The organism is Ornithinimicrobium carbonis (assembly GCF_977012275.1).
Genome location: NZ_OZ348993.1, coordinates 3606927 through 3633357, shown reverse-complemented (window position 1 = coordinate 3633357; position 26431 = coordinate 3606927). Strand labels below are relative to the sequence as shown.

26 protein-coding genes are annotated in these 26431 nt (G+C 70.4%); all 26 read left to right on the top strand.

Annotated features, from left to right (window positions below):
• Positions 1-29: 29 nt before the first annotated feature.
• The 26 genes from ACWHYA_RS16650 (at position 30) to ACWHYA_RS16525 (ending at position 26426) form a co-directional block, all read left to right on the top strand.
• Positions 30-1910: a peptidoglycan D,D-transpeptidase FtsI family protein gene (locus ACWHYA_RS16650; RefSeq protein ID WP_425940401.1), complete on the top strand. Its 1881-nt coding sequence runs from the start codon at positions 30-32 to the stop codon at positions 1908-1910.
• The gene (locus ACWHYA_RS16645; RefSeq protein ID WP_425940403.1) at positions 1911-3428 is read left to right on the top strand and encodes a UDP-N-acetylmuramoyl-tripeptide--D-alanyl-D-alanine ligase; all 1518 of its coding nucleotides are present in this window, start codon (positions 1911-1913) and stop codon (positions 3426-3428) included.
• Positions 3428-4543 (top strand): phospho-N-acetylmuramoyl-pentapeptide-transferase, encoded by a 1116-nt coding sequence (gene mraY / locus ACWHYA_RS16640; RefSeq protein ID WP_425940405.1) that lies wholly within the window; start codon positions 3428-3430, stop codon positions 4541-4543. Before ACWHYA_RS16645 ends, mraY begins: the two co-directional genes overlap by 1 nt.
• On the top strand, positions 4540-6063 hold the full coding sequence (gene murD, locus ACWHYA_RS16635) for a UDP-N-acetylmuramoyl-L-alanine--D-glutamate ligase (RefSeq protein ID WP_425940407.1): 1524 nt from the start codon (positions 4540-4542) through the stop codon (positions 6061-6063). Before mraY ends, murD begins: the two co-directional genes overlap by 4 nt.
• Complete coding sequence (ftsW, locus tag ACWHYA_RS16630; protein ID WP_425940409.1) at positions 6060-7553, top strand: putative lipid II flippase FtsW; 1494 nt, start codon at positions 6060-6062, stop codon at positions 7551-7553. Before murD ends, ftsW begins: the two co-directional genes overlap by 4 nt.
• The gene (gene murG / locus ACWHYA_RS16625) at positions 7550-8647 is read left to right on the top strand and encodes an undecaprenyldiphospho-muramoylpentapeptide beta-N-acetylglucosaminyltransferase (RefSeq protein WP_425940411.1); all 1098 of its coding nucleotides are present in this window, start codon (positions 7550-7552) and stop codon (positions 8645-8647) included. The genes ftsW and murG overlap by 4 nt, the downstream gene beginning before the upstream one ends.
• The gene (locus ACWHYA_RS16620) at positions 8644-10299 is read left to right on the top strand and encodes a UDP-N-acetylmuramate--L-alanine ligase (protein ID WP_425940413.1); all 1656 of its coding nucleotides are present in this window, start codon (positions 8644-8646) and stop codon (positions 10297-10299) included. The genes murG and ACWHYA_RS16620 overlap by 4 nt, the downstream gene beginning before the upstream one ends.
• Positions 10296-11120, top strand: a complete 825-nt coding sequence (locus ACWHYA_RS16615) for a cell division protein FtsQ/DivIB (protein WP_448095616.1) — start codon at positions 10296-10298, stop codon at positions 11118-11120. Before ACWHYA_RS16620 ends, ACWHYA_RS16615 begins: the two co-directional genes overlap by 4 nt.
• Before the next feature lie 112 nt (positions 11121-11232).
• On the top strand, positions 11233-12567 hold the full coding sequence (gene ftsZ / locus ACWHYA_RS16610) for a cell division protein FtsZ (RefSeq protein ID WP_425940417.1): 1335 nt from the start codon (positions 11233-11235) through the stop codon (positions 12565-12567).
• Positions 12568-12874: 307 nt separating this feature from the next.
• The gene (locus ACWHYA_RS16605; RefSeq protein WP_425940418.1) at positions 12875-13069 is read left to right on the top strand and encodes a Flp family type IVb pilin; all 195 of its coding nucleotides are present in this window, start codon (positions 12875-12877) and stop codon (positions 13067-13069) included.
• 83 nt (positions 13070-13152) lie between these two features.
• The gene (locus ACWHYA_RS16600) at positions 13153-13548 is read left to right on the top strand and encodes a TadE/TadG family type IV pilus assembly protein (RefSeq protein WP_425940420.1); all 396 of its coding nucleotides are present in this window, start codon (positions 13153-13155) and stop codon (positions 13546-13548) included.
• Positions 13536-14612, top strand: a complete 1077-nt coding sequence (locus tag ACWHYA_RS16595) for a TadE/TadG family type IV pilus assembly protein (RefSeq protein WP_425940422.1) — start codon at positions 13536-13538, stop codon at positions 14610-14612. The genes ACWHYA_RS16600 and ACWHYA_RS16595 overlap by 13 nt, the downstream gene beginning before the upstream one ends.
• 58 nt (positions 14613-14670) lie before the next feature.
• Positions 14671-15513, top strand: a complete 843-nt coding sequence (gene cpaB / locus ACWHYA_RS16590; RefSeq protein WP_448095615.1) for a Flp pilus assembly protein CpaB — start codon at positions 14671-14673, stop codon at positions 15511-15513.
• Positions 15510-16700, top strand: coding sequence for an AAA family ATPase (locus ACWHYA_RS16585; RefSeq protein ID WP_425940425.1), 1191 nt, complete (start codon positions 15510-15512; stop codon positions 16698-16700). The genes cpaB and ACWHYA_RS16585 overlap by 4 nt, the downstream gene beginning before the upstream one ends.
• Positions 16697-18169: a CpaF family protein gene (locus ACWHYA_RS16580; RefSeq protein WP_425940427.1), complete on the top strand. Its 1473-nt coding sequence runs from the start codon at positions 16697-16699 to the stop codon at positions 18167-18169. Before ACWHYA_RS16585 ends, ACWHYA_RS16580 begins: the two co-directional genes overlap by 4 nt.
• 10 nt (positions 18170-18179) lie before the next feature.
• Entirely contained in the window at positions 18180-19115 is a 936-nt protein-coding gene (locus tag ACWHYA_RS16575; protein WP_425940429.1) for a type II secretion system F family protein, read from the top strand.
• A gap of 11 nt (positions 19116-19126) precedes the next feature.
• Positions 19127-20011 (top strand): type II secretion system F family protein, encoded by an 885-nt coding sequence (locus ACWHYA_RS16570; RefSeq protein WP_448095614.1) that lies wholly within the window; start codon positions 19127-19129, stop codon positions 20009-20011.
• A 14-nt stretch (positions 20012-20025) separates the two neighbouring features.
• Entirely contained in the window at positions 20026-20541 is a 516-nt protein-coding gene (locus ACWHYA_RS16565; protein ID WP_425940433.1) for a DivIVA domain-containing protein, read from the top strand.
• A 4-nt stretch (positions 20542-20545) separates the two neighbouring features.
• Complete coding sequence (locus tag ACWHYA_RS16560) at positions 20546-21328, top strand: polyphenol oxidase family protein (RefSeq protein ID WP_425940435.1); 783 nt, start codon at positions 20546-20548, stop codon at positions 21326-21328.
• On the top strand, positions 21328-22056 hold the full coding sequence (locus tag ACWHYA_RS16555) for a YggS family pyridoxal phosphate-dependent enzyme (RefSeq protein ID WP_425940437.1): 729 nt from the start codon (positions 21328-21330) through the stop codon (positions 22054-22056). The genes ACWHYA_RS16560 and ACWHYA_RS16555 overlap by 1 nt, the downstream gene beginning before the upstream one ends.
• Positions 22057-22117: 61 nt before the next feature.
• Complete coding sequence (locus ACWHYA_RS16550; RefSeq protein ID WP_425940439.1) at positions 22118-22636, top strand: cell division protein SepF; 519 nt, start codon at positions 22118-22120, stop codon at positions 22634-22636.
• Positions 22637-22658: 22 nt separating this feature from the next.
• A complete protein-coding gene (locus ACWHYA_RS16545) occupies positions 22659-22943 on the top strand; it encodes a YggT family protein (RefSeq protein WP_425940440.1) in 285 nt (94 codons plus the stop codon).
• Between the two features lie 112 nt (positions 22944-23055).
• Positions 23056-24309, top strand: coding sequence for a DivIVA domain-containing protein (locus ACWHYA_RS16540; RefSeq protein ID WP_425940441.1), 1254 nt, complete (start codon positions 23056-23058; stop codon positions 24307-24309).
• Between the two features lie 238 nt (positions 24310-24547).
• Positions 24548-24979: a TraR/DksA family transcriptional regulator gene (locus tag ACWHYA_RS16535; protein WP_425940443.1), complete on the top strand. Its 432-nt coding sequence runs from the start codon at positions 24548-24550 to the stop codon at positions 24977-24979.
• Complete coding sequence (gene lspA, locus ACWHYA_RS16530; RefSeq protein ID WP_425940444.1) at positions 24952-25500, top strand: signal peptidase II; 549 nt, start codon at positions 24952-24954, stop codon at positions 25498-25500. The genes ACWHYA_RS16535 and lspA overlap by 28 nt, the downstream gene beginning before the upstream one ends.
• Positions 25497-26426, top strand: coding sequence for an RluA family pseudouridine synthase (locus ACWHYA_RS16525; protein ID WP_425940446.1), 930 nt, complete (start codon positions 25497-25499; stop codon positions 26424-26426). The genes lspA and ACWHYA_RS16525 overlap by 4 nt, the downstream gene beginning before the upstream one ends.
• The last annotated feature ends 5 nt before the right edge of the window (positions 26427-26431 follow it).

The window sequence follows — 26431 nt, the reverse complement described above, 5'->3', positions numbered from 1 at the left end:
ACCTCCCGACCGACTCCCGAGGTGATCCAGTGGCAGCAGCACGCGGCGGGAGCCGGTCCCTCGGGGCCGTGCACCCCGGGGTGGGCCATCCGCGCACCCGCACGCGGATCCTGCTCCTGGCGGTCCTGCTCGTGCTCAGCCTCTTCGCGGCCCAGCTCGTGCGCCTGCAGGGCCTGGACGCCGCGAGCGTCTCGGCCGCGGCGCTGGACGGGCGCCTGAGCGTCACCGCCATCCCCGCCCCGCGCGGATCGATCACCGACGTCGACGGTGCCCAGCTCGCCGTGAGCGTCGAGCGCCGCAAGATCATCGCCGACCCGACCCTGGCCGAGGACTACGTGCTGCGCGACGACGAGGGGGAGGTTCTCGCCGAGGGGTTCGCGGCGGTCGCCCAGGTCGTCGCCGAGGTGACGGGGGAGAAGGAGGCCGACGTGCTGCGCCGGCTAGAGGAGCCGCTGGGCGAGCAGTACGCCGTCGTCGCCCCCGACGAGTCGCCCGCGACCTGGCAGGAGCTGCGCTCGCGCAGCGTCCGCGGGCTGTCGGCCGAGAACGTCATGCGCCGCGACTACCCCCTCGGCGAGGCGGCCGCGCCGCTCGTCGGCTGGATCGGGGCCGGGGAGATGCCCGCCGGCGGCCTGGAGCTCGTCCACGACGAGAAGCTCACCGGCACGCCCGGCGAGGCGGTCTTCGAGGTCGGCCGCGAGGGGGAGCGGATCACCACCGGCCTCTACCGCGAGGAGGAGGCCCGGCCCGGCCAGGACGTGCGGCTGACCCTGGACGCTGACCTGCAGTGGTACGCCTACGACGCCGTGCGCGAGCGGGTCGAGGAGGCCGGGGCCCTGTCGGGGTATGCCGTGATCCTGGACGCGCGCACCTCCCGCGTGCTGGCCCTGGCCAGCTACCCCACCTTCGACCCGGCCGACGACACCCAGGAGTCGGAGGAGATGCGCAACGCCGCGGTCGAGGACGTCTACGAGCCGGGCTCGACCGCCAAGGTCATCACCGCCGCCGCGGCCCTGGAGAAGGGCCTGGTCGAGATGGAGACCCCGATCGAGGTGCCCGTGCGGCTGCAGCGCGGCGGCACCTCGTTCAAGGACGCCGAGGAGCACCCGCTGCGGCACCTGACCTTCGCCGGCGTGCTGGCCCGCTCCTCCAACATGGGCACGATCCTCTACGGCGAGGACCTGGAGGACCAGGAGCTCTACGACTGGATGCGCCGGTTCGGCGTGGGCACCACCCAGGGCCTCGGGCTGCCCGGCGAGTCGGTCGGCCTGCTGCCCGAGCCGGGCACCTGGAGCGCGACCAGCCGCTACACCATGATGTTCGGCCAGGGCGTCTCCTCCACCCTGCTGCAGCAGGTCAACGTCTTCCAGACGATCGCCAACGACGGGGTGCGCGTGCCCCCCTCGATCGTGGCCGGCACGACGGACGCCGAGGGCCGCTACAGCGAGACGACGGTGCCCGAGGGTGAGCGGGTGGTCAGCGAGGAGACCGCCGAGACGCTGACGACGATCATGCAGCAGGTCGCCAGCACCGGGGGGACCGCCCCGGCCGCCGCGATCGAGGGCTACCACGTCGCCGGCAAGACGAGCACCGCCGACCGCTACGACCCGGAGAAGGGTCGGTACGAGGGCGTGACCAGCTCGTTCATGGGCTTCGCCCCGGCCGACGACCCGCGGTTCGTCGTCGCCGTCGCGGTCCAGCGGCCGACCCGGATCCACACCTTCGGCGGCGTCATCGCCGGTCCGGTGTTCAGCAAGATCATGCGCTACGCCCTCGTCAAGGAGGGGGTCGAGCCCGCGACCACGCCCCCGCCCACCGTGCCCCTGGAGTTCTCCCCGGGAGAGCCCGCCCCCGACGGTTCCGGTGCGACACTGGGTCAGATCGCGATCCGAGACGAAGGGACCGACTGAGTGATCCCCCTGACGCTCCACGACGTGGCGCGGGTGACCGGTGGGCGGATCGTCCCCTCCACCGACGAGACGGCGCTGGTGACCATCACCGGCGCCGTCGTCACCGACTCCCGGGAGGCCGGACCGGGAGGCCTGTACGTCGCCCGGCGGGGCGAGAGCGCCGACGGGCACGACTATGTCGAGGCGGCCGCCCGGCAGGGTGCCGCCGCCGCGCTGACCAACCGCCCGGTGGACGCGCTGCCGTGCGTCGTCGTCGAGGAGGACCCCGCCCGGCTGTCCGAGCGGCCCGACCGGCCGCCCTACGACGCCGTGACCCGCGCGTTCGCCGCGCTGGGCCGCGAGGTCGTGGACCGGTGCACCGCCGCGGGCGGCCTGCGCACCGTCGGGATCACCGGCTCCTCGGGCAAGACCTCCACCAAGGACCTCATGGCCCAGGTCCTGCAGCGCCTGGGTCGGACCCTGGCCCCGGAGGCGTCCTACAACTCCGAGGTCGGGGTGCCGCTGACCGTGTGCCGGCTCACCGAGGAGACCGACTTCCTCGTCGCGGAGATGGGAGCCTCCGGCCGGGGGCACATCGCCCACCTCACCGCGGTCGCCCCGCCCCAGGTCGCGGTCGTGCTCAACGTCGGCAGCGCCCACCTCGGCGAGTTCGGCTCCCGCGAGGCGATCGGCGAGGCCAAGTCCGAGCTGGTCCAGGGGCTGTCGCCGGGCGGTCTGGCCGTGCTCAACGCCGACGACACGGTCGTGTCGGAGATGCGCCGGCACGCCGACGCGGCCGGGGCGCGGACGGTGCTCGTCGGGCTGTCCCCGGACGCCGACGTCCGCGCGACCGACGTCGCGCTGGACCGGCAGGGGCGGGCCTCCTTCCGGCTGCACGCCCGCCCGGTCGAGGGCGGTCCTGAGGCCACCGGCCCCGAGGGGCTGCCCGTGAGCCTGCAGGTCGTGGGGGAGCACCAGGTCGGCAACGCCCTCGCCGTCGCGGCCGTCGCGGCCGAGTGGGGTATGCCGTGGGCCGACGTCGCCGACGCGCTCGGGGCGGCGCAGCCCCGGTCGCGCGGCCGCATGGAGGTGACCCGGCGCCCCGACGGGGTCACCGTCGTCAACGACGCCTACAACGCCAACCCGGAGTCGATGCGCGCCGCCCTGCGGACCCTGGCGTCGATGCGCCGCCCGGAGGGCCGGACCGTCGCCGTCGTGGGCGGGATGCTCGAGCTCGGGCCGGACAGCGACGCGGAGCACGCCCGGGTGGGAGCCCTGGCCGCCGAGCTCGGCACCGACCACCTGGTCACGGTGGGCGACCTCGCGCGGCCCGCGGGCGCGGCATACACCTCCGGCGGCGGAGCCGCCACCACCCACGTCGAGGACCGGCACGTCGCGGCGCTGCTGCTCGGGCAGCTGCTGGGACCCGGGGACGTGGTGCTGCTGAAGTCCAGCCGCGACTCGGGGCTGCGCCTGCTCGGGGACGAGCTCGCCGCGGTGGGTGGCCACGCCGCCTCCGCCCGCGAGGAGAACGCCTGATGGTCAACGTGCTGCTGGCCGGGGCGGTCGCGATGTTCCTCGCGCTCTTCGGGACCCCGCTGTTCATCCGCTTCCTCGTGCGGCGCGGCTACGGCCAGTTCATCCGCGACGACGGCCCGACCAGCCACCACACCAAGCGTGGCACGCCGACGATGGGTGGCGCGGTGATCATCGGCGCGACGGTGTTCGGCTACGGGATCTCCCACCTGCTGCTCATCCTGCTCGACCTGTCCGGCGTCGTGGAGGTCACCCACAGCCGGTTCACGATCAGCGCGCTGCTCGTGCTCTTCCTCATCACCGGGCTGGGCTTCATCGGCTTCCTGGACGACTACACCAAGATCGCCAAGCAGCGCAGCCTGGGGCTGACCTCGCTGGAGAAGCTCGCCGGGCAGACGCTCGTGGCGGTGATCTTCGCGATCCTGGCCCTGCAGAAGCCCGGGGACTCCACCCGCAGCCCGGCCTCGACGGCGATCTCGTTCGTGCGCGACACCTCCTTCGACCTGGCCGTGGCCGGTCCGGTCATGGGCACGATCCTGTTCATCGTCTGGGCCAACATCCTCATCGCCGGCGCGTCCAACGGGGTCAACCTCACCGACGGGCTCGACGGCCTGGCGACCGGCGCCTCGGTCATGGTCTTCGGGGCCTACTCGATCATGGGGATCTGGCAGTACAACCAGAACTGCCAGCTGGCCCCCGGCCCCAACTGCTACGACGTCTCCGACGCGCTCGACGTGGCGGTCGTGGCGGCCTCGGTGGCCGGGGCGAGCTTCGGCTTCCTGTGGTGGAACGCCTCCCCGGCCAAGATCTTCATGGGCGACACCGGCTCGCTGGCCCTGGGCGGCGGGCTCGCCGGGCTGGCGATCACCACGCACACCGAGCTGCTGCTGGCCGTCCTCGGCGGGCTGTTCGTCATCATCACCCTCTCGGTCATCATCCAGGTCGCCTCGTTCAAGATGACCGGGAAACGGGTCTTCCGGATGGCGCCGCTGCAGCACCACTTCGAGCTGCTCGGCTGGGCCGAGGTGACGATCGTCATCCGGTTCTGGATCATCGCCGGCATCTGCGTGGCCATCGGGCTGGGGCTGTTCTACGGCGAGTGGGTGGCGAACCTGTGAGCGACCCCCTCTCCGAGCTCACCCACCGCGACGCAGCCTGGGCTGACCTGCGCGTGCTCGTCACCGGCCTCGGCGTCACCGGCTTCGCCGCCGCCGACGCGCTGATCCAGCACGGGGCCCAGGTCACGGTCGTCGACGCCGGGTCGCCGGGGGAGAAGCAGGAGACCCAGGCCGGGATCCTCGGCATCCTCGGTGCGGACGTGCGGCGGGGCCCGGACCAGGTGGCGGGGTGGCCGACCGACCTGCAGGTCGACCTCGTCGTCACCTCGCCCGGCTGGCGCCCCGACCACCCCGTCCTGACCGGTGCCGCCGACCGCGGGGTCCCCGTCTGGTCCGAGGTCGAGCTCGCCTGGCGCCTGCGCCCCCGCGTCGGCGCGGCGCCCTGGCTGGTCGTCACCGGCACCAACGGCAAGACCACGACCGTCCAGCTCCTCGCCTCGATCCTGCAGGCCGCCGGCCTGCGCGCGACGGCCGTCGGCAACGTCGGCACGCCGGTCCTGGACGCCGTGCAGCACCCCGAGCCCTACGACGTGCTCGCCGTCGAGCTGTCCAGCTTCCAGCTGCACTTCACGCACACGATGAGCCCGCTGGCCTCCACGGTGCTCAACCTGGCCCCCGACCACCTCGACTGGCACGGGGGGCTGGAGGCCTACGCCGCCGACAAGGCCCGCATCTACGACCGCACCCAGGTCGCCTGCGTCTACAACGTGCAGGACCCGCGCACCGAGGCCATGGTCGAGCAGGCCGAGGTCGTCGAGGGCTGCCGGGCCGTCGGCTTCACCCTCGGCGTGCCCGGTCTGTCGATGGTCGGCGTCGTCGAGGACGTGCTCGCCGACCGGGCCTTCGTCGAGGAGCGTGCCACCTCCGCCGCCGAGCTGGGCACCCTCGCGGACCTGGCCCAGGCCTCCGGCGGCGACGGGTCCACCCCCGCCCCGCCGCACCTGGTCGCCGACGCCCTGGCCGCCGCCGCGCTGGCCCGCGCCGCCGGCATCGCCCCGGTCGCCGTCCGCGACGGCCTGCGCGCCTTCCGCACCGACGCCCACCGCACCACGATCGTCGCCGACGTCGACGGCATCACCTGGATCGACGACTCCAAGGCGACCAACCCGCACGCCGCCCAGGCCGCCCTGGCCGCGCACGAGCGCATCGTCTGGGTCGCCGGCGGTCAGCTCAAGGGCGCCGACGTCGACGAGCTGGTGCGCCGGGTCGCCGACCGGCTCAGCGGTGCCGTGCTGCTCGGGGCCGACCGTGCCCTCGTCGCGCAGGCGCTCGCCCGACACGCGCCGGATGTCCCCGTCCACGACGCCGGGGTCGCCGACCATGGGGACATGGACGGCCTGCACGCGCTCATGGACCGGGTGGTCGCCCGGTGCGCGGCGCTGGCCTCCCCGGGCGACGTCGTGCTGCTCTCGCCGGCCGCCGCCTCCCTGGACATGTTCCCCAGCTACGGCTCCCGCGGCGACGTCTTCGCCGCCGCCGTGCGCCGGCACCTGGGCCTGGGCGGGCAGGAGGGGGTATGACGACCACGACCCGTCCCCGGTCGGCCGGCGGCCCGTCCGCGTCCTCCTCCGCCCGGGGCGGGGGCACCTCGCCCGGGGGCGCGACGGCATACCCCGGTGGTGCCCGCGAGGGCTGGACGATGCAGTCCGTGGGCGCCTGGCTGCGCTCGCCCGTGGCGCCCTACTACCTCGTGCTCGTCTCCGCGGGGTTGCTGACCGGGCTGGGCCTGGTCATGGTGCTCTCGGCGAGCAGCGTGCGCTCCTACGTCGAGAGCGGCAACAGCTACACCGTCTTCCTCGAGCAGGTCGCCTTCGCCGGGGTCGGGATCGTGCTGGCCGCCGTCGGGGCGCGGATGCCGGTGTCGCTGTGGAAGCGCATGGCCTGGCCGGCGATCATCCTCGCTCTGGGCATGCAGGCAGCGGTGTTCACCAGCATGGGCGTGGAGTTTCAGGGCAACCGCAACTGGATCGAGATCGCCGGGCGCAGCGTGCAGCCCTCGGAGTTCGGCAAGCTCGCCCTCGTCGTCTTCGGCGCCGCCATGCTGGCGGCCAAGCGCAAGGTCGTCCACCGGGTCTTCCAGGCCACGGTGCCGCTCGTTTTCCCCGTCGGGCTCGTGCTCGTCGGGCTGGTGCTGCAGGGCAAGGACCTGGGCACCGGCATGATCATGCTGGCGATCCTCGTCGGTCTGCTGTGGGCCGCCGGGCTGCCGGCGCGGTGGTTCATCGGGGTCGGCGCGGTCGCCGGCGTCGGCGTGGCCTACCTCGCCGCGGGCAGCGCCAACCGCATGCAGCGCATCCAGGTCTGGCTCGGCGACGTCTGCGAGAGCCCGCAGGTCGACGGCTGCTTCCAGAAGGTGCACGCGGAGTACGCCCTCGCCGACGGCGGCTGGTGGGGCCTGGGCCTGGGGGAGTCCCGCGAGAAGTGGGGCCTGCTGCCCGAGCCGCACAACGACTTCATCCTGGCGATCATCGGCGAGGAGCTGGGCCTGCCCGGGTCGATGGGCGTGCTCGTCCTCTTCGCCGTGCTGGCCTACGCCTGCTTCCGGATCGTCTCGCAGGCCGACGACATGTTCACCCGGCTGGCGACCGCGGGCCTGATGATCTGGCTGCTCGGCCAGGCGCTGCTCAACATCGGGTCGGTCATCGGGATGCTGCCGATCATCGGCGTGCCGCTGCCGCTGGTCTCCTCCGGCGGGTCGGCGCTGGTCGCCGCGCTGCTGGGGATCGGCCTGCTGCTCTCGCTCGCCCGCTCCCTGCCGGGGGCGCGCGAGGCGCTGGCCCAGCGCTCCTCGAGCCTGGACCGCACGTATGCCGCCGTCACCAGCGGGCGCGCCGGTGCGGGTTCGCGGGGGGCCGCCGGGGCGGGCCGCACCTCGACGGGAACGCGGTCGACCGGGCGCACCGCGCCGCGGGTCTCCACCCACGGCACGCCGCGGGCGCCCCGGCCGGCGCCGCCGACCACGCGCAGCGCCCCGACGGCCGCCCGGCGCGGCCCGAAGGGTCGTCGATGAGCCCGTTGTCCGTCGTCCTCGCCGGCGGCGGGTCCGCCGGCCACGTCAACCCCCTGCTCGCCACCGCGGACGCGCTGCGCCGCCGGGTGCCCGACGCCACGATCAGCGTGCTCGGCACCGCCGAGGGCCTGGAGGCCCGGCTCGTGCCCGAGCGGGGCTACGAGCTGACCACCGTGCCCAAGGTGCCCTTCCCGCGCCGGCCGGGCATGGCGGCGGTGCGCTTCCCCAGCTCGCTGCAGCGGGCCGTCGGCACGGCGCTGGCGGTGCTGCGCGACAAGGAGGCCGACGTCGTCGTGGGCTTCGGCGGCTACGTGGCCACGCCCGCCTACCTGGCGGCCCGCCGCGCCGGCGTGCCGATCGTCATCCACGAGCAGAACGCCCGCGCGGGCCTGGCCAACCGGCTCGGCGCCCGGTTCACCTCGGCGGTGGCCACCACGTTCGCCATGACCGCCCTGCCGAACGCCCGGCTGGTCGGGCTGCCGCTGCGCGCCGAGATCCGCGACCTGGACCGGGGGTCGGCCCGGGCGGAGGGGCTGGCGCACTTCGGCCTGGACGAGGGGCGTCCGACCCTGCTCGTCTTCGGCGGGTCGCTGGGAGCCCAGCGGATCAACGAGGCGGTCGCGGGGGCCGCGGCCGACCTGCTCGCCGCCGGGGTGCAGGTGCTGCACCTCACGGGCGCGGGCAAGGACGTCGAGGTGCCGGAGGCCGACGCGACGACCGGGGCGCGCTACGTCGCGCTGCCCTACACCGACCGGATGGAGCTGGCCTACGCCGTCGCCGACCTGGCCCTGGGCCGGTCCGGGGCCGGGACGGTCAGCGAGCTGGCCGCGCTGGGGCTGCCGGCGGTCTACGTCCCCCTGCCGATCGGCAACGGCGAGCAGCGGCTCAACGCCGCCGAGGTCGTCGAGGCCGGCGGCGGGATCCTCGTCGACGACGCCGAGCTGGACCCCGACCGGGTCCGCTCGACCGTGCTGCCGCTGGTGACGGATCCCGACCGGCTGGCTGCGATGGGTGCCGCCGCGGCCGGGCACGGCGAGCGGCACGCCGACGACGCCCTCGTCGACCTGGTCCTGGCCACGGCGGGCGTCCGGTGAGCGGGCGCACCACCTTCCGCTTCGACCTGTCCGCGGACGTCCCGCCGGCGGCCGAGCTGGGCCGGGTGCACCTGGTCGCGATCGGCGGGTCCGGCATGTCCGGGGTCGCCCGGATGCTCCTGGCCGCGGGGGTGCCGGTGTCCGGCAGTGACCGCACCGACTCGCCGACGCTGCGGGCGCTGGAGGCCGAGGGCGCACGGGTGTTCGTCGGCCACGACGCCGCCCACCTCGAGGGGGTCAGCACCGTCGTCGTGTCGTCGGCCATCCCCGAGGACAACCCCGAGCTGGCCGCCGCCCGGGAGCTGGGCCTGCGGGTGCTGCACCGCGCCCAGGGCATCGCCGCGCTCCTGCACGGCCGCCCGGCCGTGGCGGTGGCCGGGGCGAACGGCAAGACCACGACGAGCGCGATGACGACGGTGGCCCTGCAGGCGGCCGGCCTGGAGCCGGGGTACGTCATCGGGGCGCCGCTGTCAGTGGCGTCACCGCAGACAGGCGCCGCCTCTGCGGCCGTGACCGTTCCCCCGGACGGCACCCCGGCGGACGCCACCACCATCCCCACCAACGCCGCGCCCGGGGCGCCCGGAGCGCCGGTGGTCGTGGAGGCCGACGAGAGCGACGGCACCTTCGTCGTCTACCGGCCGCAGGTGGCGGTCGTGACCAACGTCCAGGCCGACCACCTCGACTTCTACGGGACCGTCGAGGAGGTCGAGCGCGCCTACGCCGAGTTCGTCGACACGGTGCAGCCCGGCGGCCTCCTCGTCACCAACGCCGACGACCCCGGCGCCGCGCGCCTGGCCGCACACGCACGGCATACCCGTCCGGACCTGCAGGTGCTCACCTGGGGGACCGGCACGGGCGTGACCGGGGGAGACGACGAGGGTGCCGGGGCGGATCCCGACGTGCTGATGCGCGACGTGACCTCGCGGGGGATGACGGCGCGGGCCACGCTGTGGATGCGGTCGACGGTCGGACCGTTCGGCGAGGGGCAGGAGCTCGAGGTCGTCGTGCCGGTGCCGGGGGAGCACAACGCGCACAACGCGACCGCCGCGCTGCTCGCGGCGACCGTCGGCCTGGGCGCCGACCCGGAACGGGTGCTGGCGGGGCTGGCGGCGTTCCCGGGGGCGCACCGACGGTTCGAGCGGGTCGGTGCCGCCGGCGGGGTGGAGGTCGTGGACGACTACGCGCACAACGCTCCGAAGGTCGCCGCCGTGGTGGCCGCGGCGCGGTCGGCGGCGGACGGGCGGCGGGTCGTCGTGGCGTTCCAGCCGCACCTGTTCTCCCGGACTCAGGACTTCGCCGACGGGTTCGCCGCCGGGCTGGCCGGGGCCGACGTGCTCGTGCTCGTGCCGATCTACGGGGCGAGGGAGAAGCAGGAGCAGTACCCGCAGGTCACGGCCCAGCTGCTCGCCGACCGGGTGGAGGCGCTCGGAGGTCCGGAGCGGGTGGTGACGGCCGGGAGCTTGGAGGCGACGCCGGGGGTGCTCGCCGAGATCGTGCGTACCGGTGACCTGGTAGTGACGGTGGGCGCCGGTGACGTGACGACGGTGGGCCCGCTGCTGCTGGAGCTGCTGGGCGACCGGGTCGGGAGCGTAGGTGCCGGGGTTGACGCAGGTGAGGCTGCCGCTGACGGGGGCGGGGTGAGCCGGACGTGAGGTGGGTGCCGGACACCGTCGCCGACCGTCTGCCGGGACGACGGAGGACGCAGGGCGACCGGCTCGAGCGTCCGCCCCGACCGGGAGCGGTGCGCCGGGCGCTGCTGCTGTGGGGCATGCTCGTGGCGCTGTTCGCGGGCGGACTGGTGTTCCTGTTCTTCTACTCGGCGGCGTTCGTCGTCGAGGAGATCAGCGTCGAGGGCGCCGACGGCGAGCTGGCCGACAGCGTCGTCCACCACGCCGACATCCCCGTGGGCCGTCCGCTGGCGCGGGTGTCCGAGCACAACCTCGCCGAGCGGGTGGTCGAGGGGGAGCGGCGGGTGCGGTCGGTGAGCCTGGACCGCGACTACCCCTCCTCGATCACCTACACCGTGGAGCTGCGCGAGCCCGCGCTGGCGCTGCGGCGGGGGAAGACCACGTGGCTGGCCGACGAGGGCGGCGTCGTCTATGAGGAGGTCGAGGAGGCCTCCAACAAGCTGCCCGCCGTGGCGGTGTCGGAGGAGCCGGCCGACCTGGACCAGGAGACCGTGCGCGGACTGGTCGAGCTGTGGCGCACCCGGCCCGACCCCTCCGAGCTCGAGGGGGAGCTGGACACGCCGGAGATGGACCGGAACGGGGCCGTGAGCCTGACGATCGACCAGGTGACGGTCCTGTGGGGCGAGCCAACGGACATCGAGAAGAAGTGGCAGGTCGTGCAGGCCCTCGTCGAGCAGGACAGCATCGACCCCCAGGGCGGGATCGCGCAGACGATCGACGTGCGGGTGCCGGACGCACCGTCCGTGCAGGGCATCCCGGCGGCGCCGCCGCCCGCCCAAGGTTGAACCTGAGGTCGAGGTTCACGGTGTCGCCCCCGGGCGGGGGTGCGCACCTATGATCGCGGGACACGCACAACGCACCCCCAGCACCTGAACGAAGCACCCGAAAGGTCCACTTGTGTCCGCTGCGCAGAACTACCTGGCCGTCATCAAGGTCGTCGGCATCGGAGGTGGTGGCGTCAATGCCATCAACCGGATGATCGAGGTCGGCCTGAAGGGTGTCGAGTTCATCGCCGTCAACACCGACGCCCAGGCGCTGCTGATGAGCGACGCCGACGTCAAGCTCGACATCGGCCGCGAACTGACGCGTGGCCTGGGGGCCGGCGCCGACCCCGAGGTGGGCCGCCGCGCCGCCGAGGACCACACCGAGGAAATCGAGGAAGCCCTGCGCGGAGCCGACATGGTCTTCGTCACCGCGGGAGAGGGTGGTGGCACCGGCACCGGTGGCGCACCGGTCGTCGCCAAGATCGCCAAGTCGCTGGGCGCGCTGACCATCGGTGTCGTCACCCGTCCGTTCACGTTCGAGGGCCGGCGGCGCGCGAACCAGGCCGAGACCGGTATCGCCTCGCTGCGCGAGGAGGTCGACACCCTCATCGTCATCCCCAACGACCGGCTGCTGTCGATCTCTGACCGCACGGTCAGCATGCTCGACGCCTTCCGCTCGGCCGACCAGGTGCTGCTCTCGGGTGTCCAGGGGATCACCGACCTCATCACCACGCCGGGCCTGATCAACCTGGACTTCGCCGACGTGAAGTCAGTCATGCAGGGGGCCGGCTCGGCGCTCATGGGGATCGGATCTGCGCGCGGGGAGGACCGGGCCGTGCAGGCGGCCGAGCTGGCGATCAGCTCACCCCTGCTGGAGGCGAGCATCGAGGGCGCGCACGGCGTCCTGCTGTCGGTGCAGGGTGGTTCGGACCTGGGCCTCTTCGAGATCAACGAGGCCGCCCGCCTCGTGCAGGAGGCCGCCCACCCGGAGGCCAACATCATCTTCGGTGCGGTCATCGACGACTCCCTCGGCGACGAGGTGCGCGTGACCGTCATCGCCGCCGGCTTCGACGGCGGCTCGCCCCAGACCCGCAGCGACGAGCGCGCGCTGGGTCAGGTGCAGCCGGGTCGTCAGCCGCAGCAGCAGCGGTCGGCGCAGCAGCCCGCGGCCCAGCAGGCGCAGCAGCGCCCGGTCGGCGCACCTGGGGTGCAGCAGGGCGGCCACCAGGGGCAGGGTGCCCCTCAGGCCGCCCCGCAGCAGGGTGGGCAGTTCGGGGGGCCGAGCCAGCAGGACCAGTCCGGTGCCGGCGACGGGCAGGGAGGCCGGGGGCAGGAGGGCGGTCAGCCGCAGCAAGCACAACCCGCACAGGCCTCTCAGCAGGACCAGCGACCGGTGCAGCAGCCGCCGCGGCAGGTGACCTTTGAGGACGAGGGCGACGACCTGGACGTGCCTGACTTCTTGAAGTGACTGACAGCACATCGAGCCCCGCCTGAGACCCTCCGGCGGGGCTTGATGCATACGGTGTCAACCTCCCACCTGCGACGTTCAGGGTTCGTCCAGACTGAGTAAAGCCTGCTTAAAGTCATCTGGCTCAGGATTTGGAGGAGGGCGCGTAGCCTTCTGAGCGCTTGAACGTCAAACCGGCCCTTGTCACGGGGGCCCCTATGGTGCATGATCGGTGGTGACCGCGAGGGGTCCCCACCGCGGTTGACCATTTCACCATCAGCAGGACGTCCCCTGGGGGGTAGGCCTGCGTCACCCTAGGAGTCCTCCCATGGCTGCTTTCTTCTACACCCTCGCCACGCTCAAGGCCCGAATCGTCGAGTCCGGCAAGGAGCGCGGTGCGACGGCCGTCGAGTACGGCATCATGGTCGCGGCCATTGCGGCCGTCATCGTGGCCATCGTGTTCAGCATCGGCGGGCGGCTGCAGAATGCCTTCCAGACGGTCCTCACCGCCCTCGGTGGCTGAGAGACCCAGCTCGACGGACCCGGTCAACCGTAGCGGTTGGCCGGGTCCCGGGTCCTCAGGGCCGAAAGCAAGGTGGGTTTAAGGTGGTCAAGGGGAGTTCAAGTGATCGTGGCGCCTCAGCCGTTGAGTTCGCATTGGTCGCAATCCTCCTGGTCACGTTACTCATGGGTATTCTTGAGTTTGGAAGGCTGTGGGCTATCCAAGGCAGCTTGGCTCAGGCATCGCGGGACGCAGCGCGAACGGCAGCGATCACGGACAGTGCCAGTGCAGGGGAGAGCAAGTTCACCGAAGTTTTCTGGGCTTTGGCTCCGTCACTCTCGGACACCTTGTCAGGTTCAACGCCGGTGCGTAATGGCACCGTGGGAGACGAAGCCTGCCGTTGGACCGTGACCGCCACGTACACCACCCGGTCTATGACTGGTTTCTGGCCCGGTGACATACCAATACGCGCTCAGGGGGCCATGAGATGCAACGGTTAACGGCACGCCTGCTTTCGGAGCCAGAGCGGGGAGCTACGGCCATCATCGTTGCGCTCGTGATGTTGGTGCTCATCGGGTTCGCGGGCTTTGGTGTCGATGTCACTTCGGCTTATGCCAAGTCGCAGGAAATACAAAACGGTGCGGACGCGGCCGCACTCGGAACCGCCCAGCACTGCGCACAGTCGGCTGTGCCCTGTTCGGATGGTTCCGAGGCGGCGCGCGCTACGGGCCTGGCGCGGGAAAATGTTCGACTCCAGTCGGACACGGTTCTCGCAAAGGATACGTACCCGGCGGGTTACCCCAACTGGGTCACGGTGGAAGTGACCGGTGAGCATCAGAACTATTTCGCTGGAGCATTAGGGTTCAACTCCTTCACCGTGGTGCGTGAAGCCACCGCCGCCTGGGGCTCGCCGACCCAGATGACGACCCTTCTCCCCTTGACGATCGGCGAGTGTGAATTCAACGCTTTTGTCGCATCGACCGAGGCAGTCACCGTCATCAACCTCACCAAGACCTCGCAGGAAGAGTGCGGAACTCCGACGAGTGGCAACGTGCTGCCAGGAGGTTTTGGGTACATAGGTACGGGGGACTGCCAGGACAATCTGGTCGACCTAAATGCGAACGATGGATGGTACCCGATGGACCCTGGCGGTGAGCCGCCGGGATGCGACCACGGGCAACTGCAGGGGATGGTAGATTCTCGGTCGCCCATTGTTGTGCCAGTATTTGACGAGTGTCGCATGCGACCCAATCCCCAGCCAGACGACAATCGATGCAGCGTGGCGGATATAGGCGCAAGTCCCCTGAACGGGTATCACATCAAAGGCTTTGCCGCCATCGAGCTACACGGCATAAAGTTTGGTGGCGGAGGCCACGGCCTCACTTACCCGCAGAGCGGCCCAGACAACATCAATACTTACTGCCCGGGCAATGATCGATGCATCCGAGGCCGTTTTGTTGACTGGGTCGACCTTTCCGACGCCGTGGAGTGGGGACCGGCTCCGGACTATGGCGTTCAGTCCGTGCGCCTGATTGATCCGGACCACGAGGCTGCTACTCCTTAACTAACAGACCATTCTTCTAATAAGGAAACTCCATATGATTCGTCGTGTCGTCGCTGCCGTGCTCGCTCTGTCCCTCGCGGTGGTCGGCATCCTCCTCGTCATCAGTTACGCCAACCGGGCTGACGAGCGTGCACTAGGCGATCAGGAGACTGTGGACGTCCTGATGGCGACAGAGGCCATCCCCCAGGGGACACCGGCGGACGAGATGGGGGAGACGGTGGAAGTGCGCCAGATCCCTCGTGCCTACGTGGTCGAAGACGCCGTCGCTGCGGTAGAGGATCTTGAGGACCGGGTGGCGCAGAGGGAGATTCGGTTAGATGAGCAGATCAGTAACGGCCTGTTTGTGCCTGCTGACGAGCTACGACGGCAGGGTGTATTCGTCCTCCCGGAGGAGGCAGAGTCCTTGCACCAACTGACCATCAATATCCCCAACCCAAGGGCCCTGGGAGGGAGCATCGCGGCCGGTGATCTGGTCGGGGTCTTCAGCACCTTCGAGGTGGAACCACCCAGTGGTTGGACCGTTGATGAGAGTGGGGCGCTCATCTGGGACGACGATCAGGCGAGCAACCCGAACGATACGAACACTGACGGTGATGAGACGCAGCAGGGATCGACGACGTCCGACGACACCATCACCTACACCGACTTGCTGCTGGACAAGGTGCTCGTCGTGCGTGTCGAAGGCGGCTTCGTCGCGGCGCAAGAAGAGGACCAGGACGCCGGTGCCGCGGACTCCGTGCACGTGACGCTGGCCGTGCAACCACAAGAGGCCGCCAGAATCATCTTCGCCATGGAGACCGGGAGCCTCTGGCTCACTTTCGCGCCGGAGGACGCTGACGGTGCAGAGGTGGACGCCGTGGTCCCGGCGCTACCCACCCAGGTGATTGGAGTCATCGAATGAGCACCATCATCCTCGCCACAGACTCCCGGAGTTTGTCCCGTTCTATTCGCCTTGCCGGGTCCGATGACGAACTTATGGTCATCGCCCGCGACCAAATCCCCGCTGGCGCAGCGCAGCTGCTGGCGCTGGCCAACGCTCCAGAGGAAGTGCGCACAGTCATCCTGGACGGTGGTGGCGATCCAGAGACGGAGGCGCGTGTGCTGCAGCTGTCTTCCCGGATGCAGCAGTCCCACCCTCAGGTGAGCATCGTCTTGGTGACTCCTCGGGGAGAGGAGATCGCCCTCCGGGCCCTCCGCAGCGGTGTGCGTGATGTGCTCCCCACCGAGGCTCCCGTCGAAGACGTCCGCTGGGTTCTCCGTCGAGCCGCGGAGTCAGCCCAGGCCTTTGCCACGGGCCACGCCCTCGGCGACACCTTCACTGGCCGGGTCATCGCCGTGGCTTCGCCCAAGGGCGGTGTGGGCAAGACAACAATCGCCACCCACCTGGCCGCCGTCCTGGCCCAGCACTCGCCGACCGGGACGGTGCTGGTGGATCTCGACGTGCAGTTCGGTGATGTCGCTGCCGCTCTCGACCTCGAGCCGACCTACACCCTGGGAGACGTGCTCTCTGGTCCGGTCTCCACGGACGCCATCGCCCTGAAAAGCCTCTTGACTCAGCACGCGTCCGGTCTCTACGTTCTGCCGGGCGTCCGCAACCCGGCGGAGGCGGACAACATCGGCACCGGCAACATCTCCCGCTTGCTGGGCACGCTCAAGCGCGAGTTCCGCTACGTCGTCCTCGACACGGCCCCTGGACTGCACGAGCAGACGCTCGCAGCGCTCGACCAGGCCACCGACGTCGTCCTCGTCTGCGGTCTGGACGTGCCCAGCCTGCGGGGTATGCGCAAAGAGCTGGAAGTGCTGGAAGAGCTGGATCTTGAACCGCTTAACATCCATGTCGTCGTGAACATGGCCGACAAGACCGGAGGGCTCAGCGTGGCCGACGTTGCTGCGACCCTGGGGCGCAAGGTCGATGTGGTGCTGCCGCGCAGTGGCAAGTTGCTCCGGGCGACGAATGCCGGCGAGCCACTGGTCCTCAGCAACCCGCGTGACCCAGTCTCGAAGGATCTCAGCGCCTTGGCGGGTCGCTTTGCCCCCCTCGGCGTGGGACGTGCCGGCCGGCAGCAGCGAGGACGTCGAAGCCGATGAACCTCAGTGAGCGGCTGCGTCAAGCCCAGGCGACAGGTACAGCGACGAACCATCCGCCGCCGACCAATGCCCCATCACCTCGCCCCGACAGGCCATCCGCACCACCGCAGGGGGCGGCGGTTGAGTCCGAAGCCAAGAGCCCCGTGGGTCCGAAGGAGCCCGAGGCTCTCCCCCGGCAGTCGGACGCCCTGGCAGGGTTGAAGGCAGAAGCCCGGGACCAATTGTTTGCCCGGTTGGGAAACCGACTTACGGACACCTCCATGGACGAGAAGGCCCTACGCGCCCTGGTCATGCGCGAGGTGACGGGTCTGGTCAACAGCAGCAGCGTGCCCTTGAGGATCGAGGAGCGACGTCGCCTGGTCGCGGAGATCGCGGACGATGTCCTCGGCTACGGGCCGCTGCAGAAACTCCTCGACGATGATTCTGTCACCGAGATCATGGTCAATGGTCATGAGAGCGTCTATGTGGAACAGGACGGTCTCCTACAGCAGGTCGACGTGCAATTCTCCTCTGACGAACACCTGCGGCGCGTGATCGAGCGAATCGTTGGTCGGGTCGGGCGCCGGATCGACGAGTCGTCCCCCATGGTGGACGCACGACTGGAGGACGGCTCCCGGGTCAACGCGGTCATCGCGCCGCTCGCTGTCTCCGGGGCGACCCTCACGATCCGCAAGTTCGGGCAGGTTCCGCTGCGGGCTGAGGACCTTGTCGCCAGAGGCAGTATGTCTTCCCAGATGGTCCAACTCCTTCGGGGCTGCGTGGAGGCGAAGCTCAACGTCCTTGTTTCCGGTGGCACTGGCACCGGTAAGACCACCATGCTCAACGTACTGTCGTCTTTCATCCCTACCAGCGAGCGCATCGTAACCATCGAGGACGCGGTCGAGCTCCAACTGCAGCAGGAACACGTGGTCCGACTCGAGAGCAGGCCCTCCAACATCGAGGGCCAGGGTGAGGTCACCATCCGCGACCTTGTCCGCAACTCACTTCGAATGCGCCCCGACCGCATCATCGTCGGTGAGGTGCGCGGCGGCGAGAGCCTTGACATGCTCCAGGCCATGAACACCGGGCACGAGGGGTCCCTGTCCACGTTGCACGCGAACACCCCTCGGGACGCCGTCGCCCGGCTCGAGACGATGGTGCTGATGGCCGGCATGGATCTGCCGCTGCGCGCTATCCGCGAGCAGATCGCCTCGGCTGTCGACGTTATCGTCCACCTTAACCGGCTACGGGACGGCACCAGACGAGTAACCGCTATTACCGAGGTGCAGGGCATGGAGGGTGACATCGTTACTCTCCAAGACGCGTTCACCTTCGACTACGCAGCAGGCGTGGATGCCAACGGTCGCTTCTTGGGCCACGCGATCCCGACCGGTGTGCGTCCCCTCTTTACTGATCGGTTCGCCGAGCAGGGAGTTCAATTGCCACCGGGCATCTTCGAGGACACCTTCATCGCTCGAGGCCGACGGTGAGGAGACAAGGATGGGCCTGACCCCGCTGACGGTCGGGGTGGCGCTCCTGGGTCTGGCCGGCGGTACTACCGCTCTCCTGGTGGCCCTGCCCAACCGGAGGCTGTCGCAGGAACGCCGTCGACACGGGGTGGAAGACACCTCCACGGTGACGCGTGTAACGGTTGCCGCCACTGGGTGGATCGGGAGGCGACTAGACCGCAGCGGAAGGGGCCGCCGATGGGCTGACGCCCTCAATCTGGCCGGCATCCGCATGGACGTCGCCGACTTCGTTCTGGTGGTTGGGGCCGCCCTACTAGTCGCTTTCGCCCTCGGTCTGGCGTTGCAGGGGCTGATCGTGGCTGTACTGCTCGCCGTGGTTACCCTCATCGGCATCCTGTTCTGGGTGTCAATCCGGGCCGATCAGCGCCGGACCCGTTTCGCGGACCAGATCGACGACGTCGTCACGCTTCTCGCTAGCAACATGCGGGCGGGTCACTCACTAGTCCAAGGCCTGCACTATGTTTCCCGGGAAGTCGAGGACCCGGCCGCTGGGGAGCTGGCCCGCATCGTCAACGAGGCCAGGGTCGGGCGAGACCTCAACAACTCACTGGCGGAAACCGCCGAGCGCATGGACAGCGACGACTTTCGCTGGATCGGGCAGGCGATCACGATCCACAGACAGGTGGGTGGCAACCTCGCCGAGGTCCTCGACACCGTGGGTGAGACCGTGAGAGAGCGGGGGCAGATCCGTAGGCAGGTCCGGGCGCTGGCTGCCGAGGGAAAACTTTCTGCGATCATCCTTATGGCGCTGCCCTTCGTCATGACGGGACTGCTTGTCCTGGTCAACCCCACGTATATTGGCGTCCTCACCCAGTCCCCTTTGGGTTGGGCGATGATTCTCGCTGGGATCATCATGCTCACCCTGGGTGGACTTTGGCTGCGCAAGGTCATCGAGGTGAAGTTCTGATGGAGCCGCGCATGATCCTGTTGTTGGGGGCGGGTCTCGTCGGACTGGCGCTGTTGCTTCTGGTCTATGCCTTCTCCACGAGCGAGGATGCGGTCCGCCGACGAGCCCTAGCTAACCTTCTGCGTGACGTCCATGCCGCGCGGGAGGAAGACCCGTACGCGGCACCCTCGGGCCCTCTCTACCGTATGGCGTACGGCCTGACCCCGGCCGGGACCGTGAGGCTGATCGACCGACTGCTGGCAGGTGCCGGTCGTCCTGCTCGTTGGCCCCTTCACCGCGTGATCGTGACCAAGCTTGTGGCGACCTCGGCAACGGTCGGTTTGTTCGCTCTCCTCCTCTCCGGAGAATTCAGCACCCGAATGATCGTTCTCGCCTTACTGACCACCGCCTTCGTCTGGTTCCTGCCGGAAATCTTTCTTTACAACACCGGGTTGAAGAGGCGTCAGGCCGTGCAGGAAGCCTTGCCCGACACGCTCGACCAGTTGACCATCGCCGTCGAGGCCGGTCTGGGATTCGAGTCGGCCATCGCTCACGTCGCCAGAGGGAGCAGTGGCCCGCTCGCTGACGAGTTCGTCCGCACCCTCCAGGAGATCCAGGTTGGTGTCCCACGCCGGGTGGCCTACAAGGGTTTGACCGATCGAGTACTGGTGGAGGACCTCCGCCGGTTCGTACGTGCGATCATGCAGGGTGAGGAGCATGGCATCTCCATTGCCAAAGTGCTGTCCACCCAGGCTTCCGAGATGCGGATTAAGCGTCGGCAGCGCGCCGAGGAGAAGGCCATGCAGATCCCGGTTAAGGTCGTCTTTCCCTTGATCCTGTTTATCCTCCCTGCCCTCTTCATCGTTGTGATGGGACCGGGTGCCATCAACATCATCGAGGCCTTCTCGGGCCTCTGACCGGAAAGAACACCATGCTGCTGAGCCCCGAGGACGTCGTCCGCAAGACCTTCAACACGGTGGTGCTTCGCCGCGGCTATGACGCAGACGAGGTCGACGCCTTTCTGGAAGAAGTCGTCCAGGAGCTGCGTCGACTTCACGGACGGGTTGACGAGCTGGAGGCCGAGGCTATCCGCCGCCATCACACGGACGAGACCGGTCACGAGTCCGAACGTCTCCGCATGGAGAAGCAGCAGCTTGAGCTCGTCCGTCGAGAGCGGGCCGAGCTCGTCGAGGAATTGCGCAGTCTCCAGGCGCAGGTTGAGGCCGGGCCGCAGGGCGCGCCCGGGGGCGAAAGCCTCGAGCCGCAGCGGGACGACCTGCAGCGGCAGGTTGCCGAGCTGCGCGCCGAGCTGGACCGGCTCCATCAGCACCACCACGAATTCAGCGAGCACCTGATCGAGTCCGTGCGCGAGCACCTGCACCTGCTCGAGGCCGGGCACGACCAGCTGCCACCCCACGGGACGGTGCTGAACCCGCCGGTACGCTGACCGCGTGTTCTTCTGGCGCGAGCGGATCGACCCGGCCGGTACCGACTTCGGCGTCGAGTGGGCCCTTACCGACCGCCACGAGGGCTCCAGCCAGGGGCCGTACGGTGAGCTCAACCTGGCGAACCACGTCGGTGACCACGACGACGCCGTCGAGACCAACCGGCACCGGGTGGCCCACGAGCTCGGGCTGAGGGCGTCCGACCTGCGCTTCATGGACCAGCGTCACGGGTGCGACGTGGCGGTCACCCTCGGCACCCGCGACGACGTCGTGCCCGAGGTGGGTAACCCCGACGCCCCGGCTCCAGCGGTCGACGGACTGGTCTCCGGACGCACCGACGAGGCGCTTGTCGTCCTGGTCGCCGACTGCACGCCGGTGCTCCTGTTCGACCGTCACGAGGGTCTGGTCGCTGCGGTCCACGTCGGGCGGCCCGGGATGATGTCCGGTGTCGTCCCCGCCACCATCGCGTGGATGTGCACGCTCGGAGCGAGAAGTATCGAGGCGGTCATCGGGCCGTCGGTCTGCCCCCGCTGCTACGAGGTGCCTGAGCGTATGCGCGACGAGGCTGCCCAGGTGAGCCCCGTTGCGGCTTCGGTGTCCTGGACCGGCACCCCGGCCATCGACGTCGCCGGTGCCGTCGTCGACCAGCTCGTACGCGACGGCGTCAGCGTGCGATGGCTGCCCGGCTGCACCCGCGAGGACCCGGACCTCTACTCGTACCGACGCGACGGCACCACCGGCCGGTTCGCCGGGATCGTCCGGCTGCTGCCCCCGGAGGAGGTCGCTTGATGGCCGACCGCGGAGCCGAGCTGCAGGCCAACCTCGCGGCCGTCCACGAACGCATCGCCACCGCCTGCGGCGACGCCGTCCGTGACCCGGCGGAGATCACCCTGGTCGCGATCACCAAGTTTTTTCCCGCCTCGGACATCGTCCACCTCGTCGACCTCGGCGTGCGCCACGTGGGGGAGAACAAGGACCAGGAGGCCGGCGCCAAGGTCGCCGAGCTCCCGGCTGAGGTCCGGGAGCTGCTCACCGTCCACTTCGTCGGTCAGCTGCAGAGCAACAAGGCCGCCCACGTGGCCCGCTACGCCGACGTCGTCCAGTCCGTGGACCGGACCAAGATCGTCAAGGCCCTTGACCGCGGGACGGGCACCGCCCTGGGCGAGGGCGGGCGGCATACCCCCCTCGAGGTGACGATCCAGGTCGACCTGGGGGAGGGGGCCGACGCCGGACGGGGCGGAGCTGCACCCGCCGACGTCCCCGCCCTCGCGGACGCGGTCGCCGCCACCGAGCACCTGCGGCTCCGAGGGGTCATGGCGGTGGCCCCCCTCGGAGTCGACGAGGACGGCACCGCCGCCGCGTTCCAGCGGTTCGCCGACCTCTCCGCCCGCCTGCGCGCCGACCACCCCGACGCCACGTGGATCTCCGCGGGCATGAGCGGGGACCTGGAAACTGCTGTGACGCACGGTGCGACACACCTGCGTGTCGGGACCGGAATCCTGGGAACTCGGCGGTAGCGTCGGCAGCGACCGATCCACCACGGGTAGCAACGCCCGTACGCACCAAGGAGCTCGCGACATGGCCGGGGCGCTGCGCAAGACGATGGAGTACCTCGGACTCGCCGAGTCCGACGAGCGGTACGACGACTACGACGCCTACCCCGAGGAGGAGCCCCGCCACGAGGGTCCCCGCGGCGGTGCCGTGCGGGCCGTCCGCGACGAGGACGACGAGCGTCCCGAGCAGGACGCCGAGGTCACCACCCTGCCGCGCCGCACGCCGGTCGCCCAGGTCGTCCGGGAGCCGAAGATGAGCGATCTGAACCGCATCACCACGATCCACCCGCGCACCTACAACGAGGCCAAGGACATCGGGGAGTCCTTCCGCAGCGGCATCCCGGTGATCATCAACCTCACCGACATGGACGACGCCGACGCCAAGCGCCTCGTCGACTTCTCCGCCGGCCTGGCCTTCGGCCTGCGCGGGTCGATCGAGCGGGTCACCAGCAAGGTCTTCCTGCTCTCGCCCGAGCACATCGAGGTCGAGGGCGGCACCGCCGAGCGGCAGCGACAGGGCTCCGGGCCGTTCAACCAGAGCTGAGCCAGCAACGTAGTCTGTCCCCATGGTCGGACAGATCCTCTACGCAGTCCTGAGCCTCTACCTGTTCGTCCTCATCGGCCGGCTGGTCTTCGACTGGATCATGGTCTTCTCGCGCGATTTCCGGCCCAAGGGCCCGGTCCTCGTGCTGGCCAACGGGATCTACGCTCTCACGGACCCGCCCCTGAAGGCCCTGCGCAAGGTCATCCCTCCGCTGCGGCTGGGCGGCATCGCCCTGGACCTGGGATTCCTCGTCCTGATCCTCGCGGTGAGCCTGGGCCGCGGGCTGGTCCTGGGCCTGCCGTTCTGAGGCGTCCCTGTGCGTTAGAGTGACCCCTGCACGTGCAGACCGCGCGTCATCGACCATGCCCTGACGACCCGTGCGCCGGGCCTGGCGGTGACTCCCCGACACGAGGTGAAACATGGCGCTGACCCCCGAGGACGTCATCAAGAAGAGCTTCAGTGCGACCCACCTGCGTCGCGGCTACGACGAGACCCAGGTGGACGACTTCCTCGACGAGGTGGTCGTCGAGCTGAGGCGTCTTCTTGCGGAGAACGACTCCCTGCGCACCGACCTCGAGGACTGCCGTGCCAGCCGGGGGATGGGCGGCGACGACACCGAGCGCTTCGCGCCCGCCGCTGCCGTGCCGGGTATGGCGTCGGGCGAGTCCGATGACCGCTCCGCCGAGCTCGTCGCCGAGCTGGAGCAGGCCCGTCGCGAGCTGCAGGAGTGCCAGCAGGCCCGCGCCCAGGCCGAGGAGCGCGCCCAGGCCGCCGAGGGCTCGCGGGTGGAGGGTGCCGAGGGCGCCTCCGCCGAGCTGGAGGACCTGCGTGGCCGGGTGGCCGCCTCCGACCAGCGGGTGCGGGAGCTCGAGGGTCAGCTGTCCGAGGCCCAGGACCGGGCCCGGTCCGCCGAGGAGCAGGCCCAGCAGGCCACGACCGAGGCCGAGCAGGCCCGCCAGGCCCAGCAGGAGGCCGAGCGCGCCGCCGCCGAGGCCGCCGAGCAGGGACAGGCCGCGCCCGTCGCCGCCGCTGCCGCGATGCCGTCCGCGGCGGAGGACCCCTCGAAGATCATCTCGCTGGCCCAGCGCCTGCACGACCAGCACGTGGCCGAGGGCCAGACGACCAAGCAGCAGCTCATCGAGGAGGCCGAGGGCTACCGCGACCGCACCGTCGCCGAGGCCGACCAGCGTCGGGACGAGCTGGTGACCACCGGGCAGCAGACGCATGACCGTCTGGTCAACGAGGGTCAGACCCGGCACGACGAGCTGGTCAGCACCGGACAGGAGACGCACGACCGCCTGGTCCAGGAGGGCAAGACCAAGCACGACGAGCTGGTGACCACCGGTCAGGAGACGCACGACCGTCTCATCACCGAGGGCCAGCAGCAGCGCGAGCAGCTGATCGGCGAGGGCCAGTCCCGCCACGACGAGCTCGTCAGCACCGGTCAGCAGACGCACGACCGGCTCGTGGGCGAGGGCCAGTCCTCGCGCGACCAGATGGTCGGGGAGGCCGAGCAGAAGCGCAGCTCCATCCTGGAGGACCTGAACAGCAGGCAGACCAGCCTGACAGGGCGGATCGGCGAGCTGCAGACCCAGGAGCACGACCTGCGCGACCGGCTGCGGACCTTCCTGTCCGAGCAGCTCTCCAGGGTCGAGGGCAACGAGCAGGGCTGACCCGACCGGTGGGTCGTGCCGACCCGCCACCGCACGCCGACGCAGGGCGCCCCGGAACCTCCGGGGCGCCCTGCGCGCGTGCGTCATACCTCCACCCGTGCGGGTGTTGTGCGGCTGGGACCGGCGTGGCGGTTGGGAACGGCGTTGTCCCAGGGGGCTGCGTGGCATATCCTCTGCCCACCGTTGCCCACGACCGGCCGCCGGCCGACGTGGGTTCTTGCACACAGGAGGGCACCTCGTGGCCAGAACTGCGAAGAAGGGTGGGGACACCGCCCACGAGTCCCTGAGCGTCCGGCACGACGAGGACGCCTGGACCGCCGAGGAGCTGGCCGAGGTGCGCACCGAGCTGGAGTCGGACGCCACCCGGCTCGGCACCGAGGTGCACGAGGCCGAGCAGGACCTGGTCGAGCTGATGCGCAGCTACAGCGACGGGGCGGGGGACGACCAGGCCGACGCGGGCGCGGCGACCTGGGAGCGCGAGCACGAGCTGTCGCTGGCCAACAACGCGCGCGACCTGCTCATGCAGACGCTGCGGGCGCTGGAGCGGATCAACCAGGGCTCCTACGGCGACTGCGAGGCGTGCGGCAACCCCGTCGGCAAGATGCGGCTGCAGGCGTTCCCGCGTGCGACCCTATGCATGACATGCAAGCAGAAGCAGGAACGCCGCTGACCGACGCCCGCGCCCCCCTCGAGGTCCGCCCGCGCCGGCGGACCCTCGTCGTGCTGGGCCTGGCCGCGGGGTGGGTCGTCCTGGACCAGGTCACCAAGGTGTGGGCCGAGCAGACCCTTGTGCAGGGGGAACCCGTCCAGGTGGTGGGCGACCTGCTGCGCTGGCACCTGATCTACAACTCGGGTGCCGCGTTCTCGATGGGGACCTCGATCACGCCGGTGCTGACGGCCCTGGCGACGGCCATCTCGGTGGTCATCGTCTGGCAGGCGTTCAGGGTGCGCAGCCTGCCGTGGGCCTTGGCGCTGGGGCTGCTGCTCGGCGGGGCGGTGGGCAACCTGATCGACCGGTACTTCCGCGACCCGGGGCCCGCTTTCGGTCACGTCGTGGACTTCATCCGGCTGCCCAACTTCGCGATCTTCAACGTCGCCGACGTCGGGGTGACCAGCGCGGCCGTGCTCATCGCCGTGCTCGCGCTGCGTGGCCACCGGCTCGACGGCACCCGCGAGGGGGACGAGAAGTGAGCGGTTCGAGGGCGTTCTCCGTCCCGGAGGGGCTGGAGGGGGAACGGGTCGACGCGGCCCTGGCGAGGCTGCTCGGGCTGTCCCGGTCCAAGGCTGCCGACCTGGCCGCCGCCGGGCACGTGACGATGGACGGCAGGGTGGCCGGCAAGTCGGACCGGGTGATGGCCGGGGCGTGGCTGGACGTGACGCTGCCGCCGGTGGGGCCACCCCCCGGGCTGGAGGTCGTCGCCGAGCCGGTCGAGGGGATGCGGATCGTGCACGACGACACCGAGATGGTCGTCGTCGACAAGCCGGCGTTCGTCGCGGCCCACCCCAGCGTCGGCTGGTCCGGACCGACCGTCGTCGGGGGCCTGGCAGCGGCCGGCTACCGGATCTCCACCTCCGGCGCTCCGGAGCGGCAGGGGATCGTGCAGCGGCTCGACGTGGGCACGTCCGGGCTGATGGTCGTCGCCAAGTCCGAGCGGGCCTACACGGTGCTCAAGCAGGCCTTCCGCGACCGGGTCGTCGACAAGACCTACCACGCGCTCGTCCAGGGCCTGCCCGACCCGCACGAGGGCACCATCGACGCCCCCATCGGGCGGCACCCCGGGCACGACTACCGGTTCGCCGTCCGCCGCGAGGGTCGGCCGAGCATCACCCACTACGAGCTGCTCGAGGCGCACCGGATGGCCAGCCTGCTGGAGGTGCACCTGGAGACCGGTCGCACCCACCAGATCCGGGTGCACTTCTCCGCGATGCACCACCCGTGCGCGGGGGACCTGACCTACGGCGCCGACCCGACGCTGTCCAAGCGCCTCGGTCTGCAGCGGCAGTGGCTGCACGCGGTGAAGCTGGGCTTCGACCACCCCGGCAGCGGCGAGCCGGTGGAGTTCGAGTCGCCCTACCCCGACGACCTGCAGCACGCGCTGGGCGTCATCCGGGGCTGAGAGCG

What these genes read in the sequence shown, in the direction of transcription:
- mraY (WP_425940405.1), top strand. Translation starts at nt 3,428, where the DNA reads ATGGTCAACGTGCTGCTGGCCGGGGCGGTCGCGATGTTCCTCGCGCTC.
- ftsW (WP_425940409.1), top strand. Translation starts at nt 6,060, where the DNA reads ATGACGACCACGACCCGTCCCCGGTCGGCCGGCGGCCCGTCCGCGTCC.
- murG (WP_425940411.1), top strand. Translation starts at nt 7,550, where the DNA reads ATGAGCCCGTTGTCCGTCGTCCTCGCCGGCGGCGGGTCCGCCGGCCAC.
- ACWHYA_RS16605 (WP_425940418.1), top strand. Translation starts at nt 12,875, where the DNA reads ATGGCTGCTTTCTTCTACACCCTCGCCACGCTCAAGGCCCGAATCGTC.
- ACWHYA_RS16595 (WP_425940422.1), top strand. Translation starts at nt 13,536, where the DNA reads ATGCAACGGTTAACGGCACGCCTGCTTTCGGAGCCAGAGCGGGGAGCT.
- ACWHYA_RS16585 (WP_425940425.1), top strand. Translation starts at nt 15,510, where the DNA reads ATGAGCACCATCATCCTCGCCACAGACTCCCGGAGTTTGTCCCGTTCT.
- ACWHYA_RS16580 (WP_425940427.1), top strand. Translation starts at nt 16,697, where the DNA reads ATGAACCTCAGTGAGCGGCTGCGTCAAGCCCAGGCGACAGGTACAGCG.
- ACWHYA_RS16575 (WP_425940429.1), top strand. Translation starts at nt 18,180, where the DNA reads ATGGGCCTGACCCCGCTGACGGTCGGGGTGGCGCTCCTGGGTCTGGCC.
- ACWHYA_RS16570 (WP_448095614.1), top strand. Translation starts at nt 19,127, where the DNA reads ATGATCCTGTTGTTGGGGGCGGGTCTCGTCGGACTGGCGCTGTTGCTT.
- ACWHYA_RS16565 (WP_425940433.1), top strand. Translation starts at nt 20,026, where the DNA reads ATGCTGCTGAGCCCCGAGGACGTCGTCCGCAAGACCTTCAACACGGTG.
- ACWHYA_RS16555 (WP_425940437.1), top strand. Translation starts at nt 21,328, where the DNA reads ATGGCCGACCGCGGAGCCGAGCTGCAGGCCAACCTCGCGGCCGTCCAC.
- ACWHYA_RS16550 (WP_425940439.1), top strand. Translation starts at nt 22,118, where the DNA reads ATGGCCGGGGCGCTGCGCAAGACGATGGAGTACCTCGGACTCGCCGAG.
- ACWHYA_RS16545 (WP_425940440.1), top strand. Translation starts at nt 22,659, where the DNA reads ATGGTCGGACAGATCCTCTACGCAGTCCTGAGCCTCTACCTGTTCGTC.
- ACWHYA_RS16540 (WP_425940441.1), top strand. Translation starts at nt 23,056, where the DNA reads ATGGCGCTGACCCCCGAGGACGTCATCAAGAAGAGCTTCAGTGCGACC.
- lspA (WP_425940444.1), top strand. Translation starts at nt 24,952, where the DNA reads ATGCAAGCAGAAGCAGGAACGCCGCTGACCGACGCCCGCGCCCCCCTC.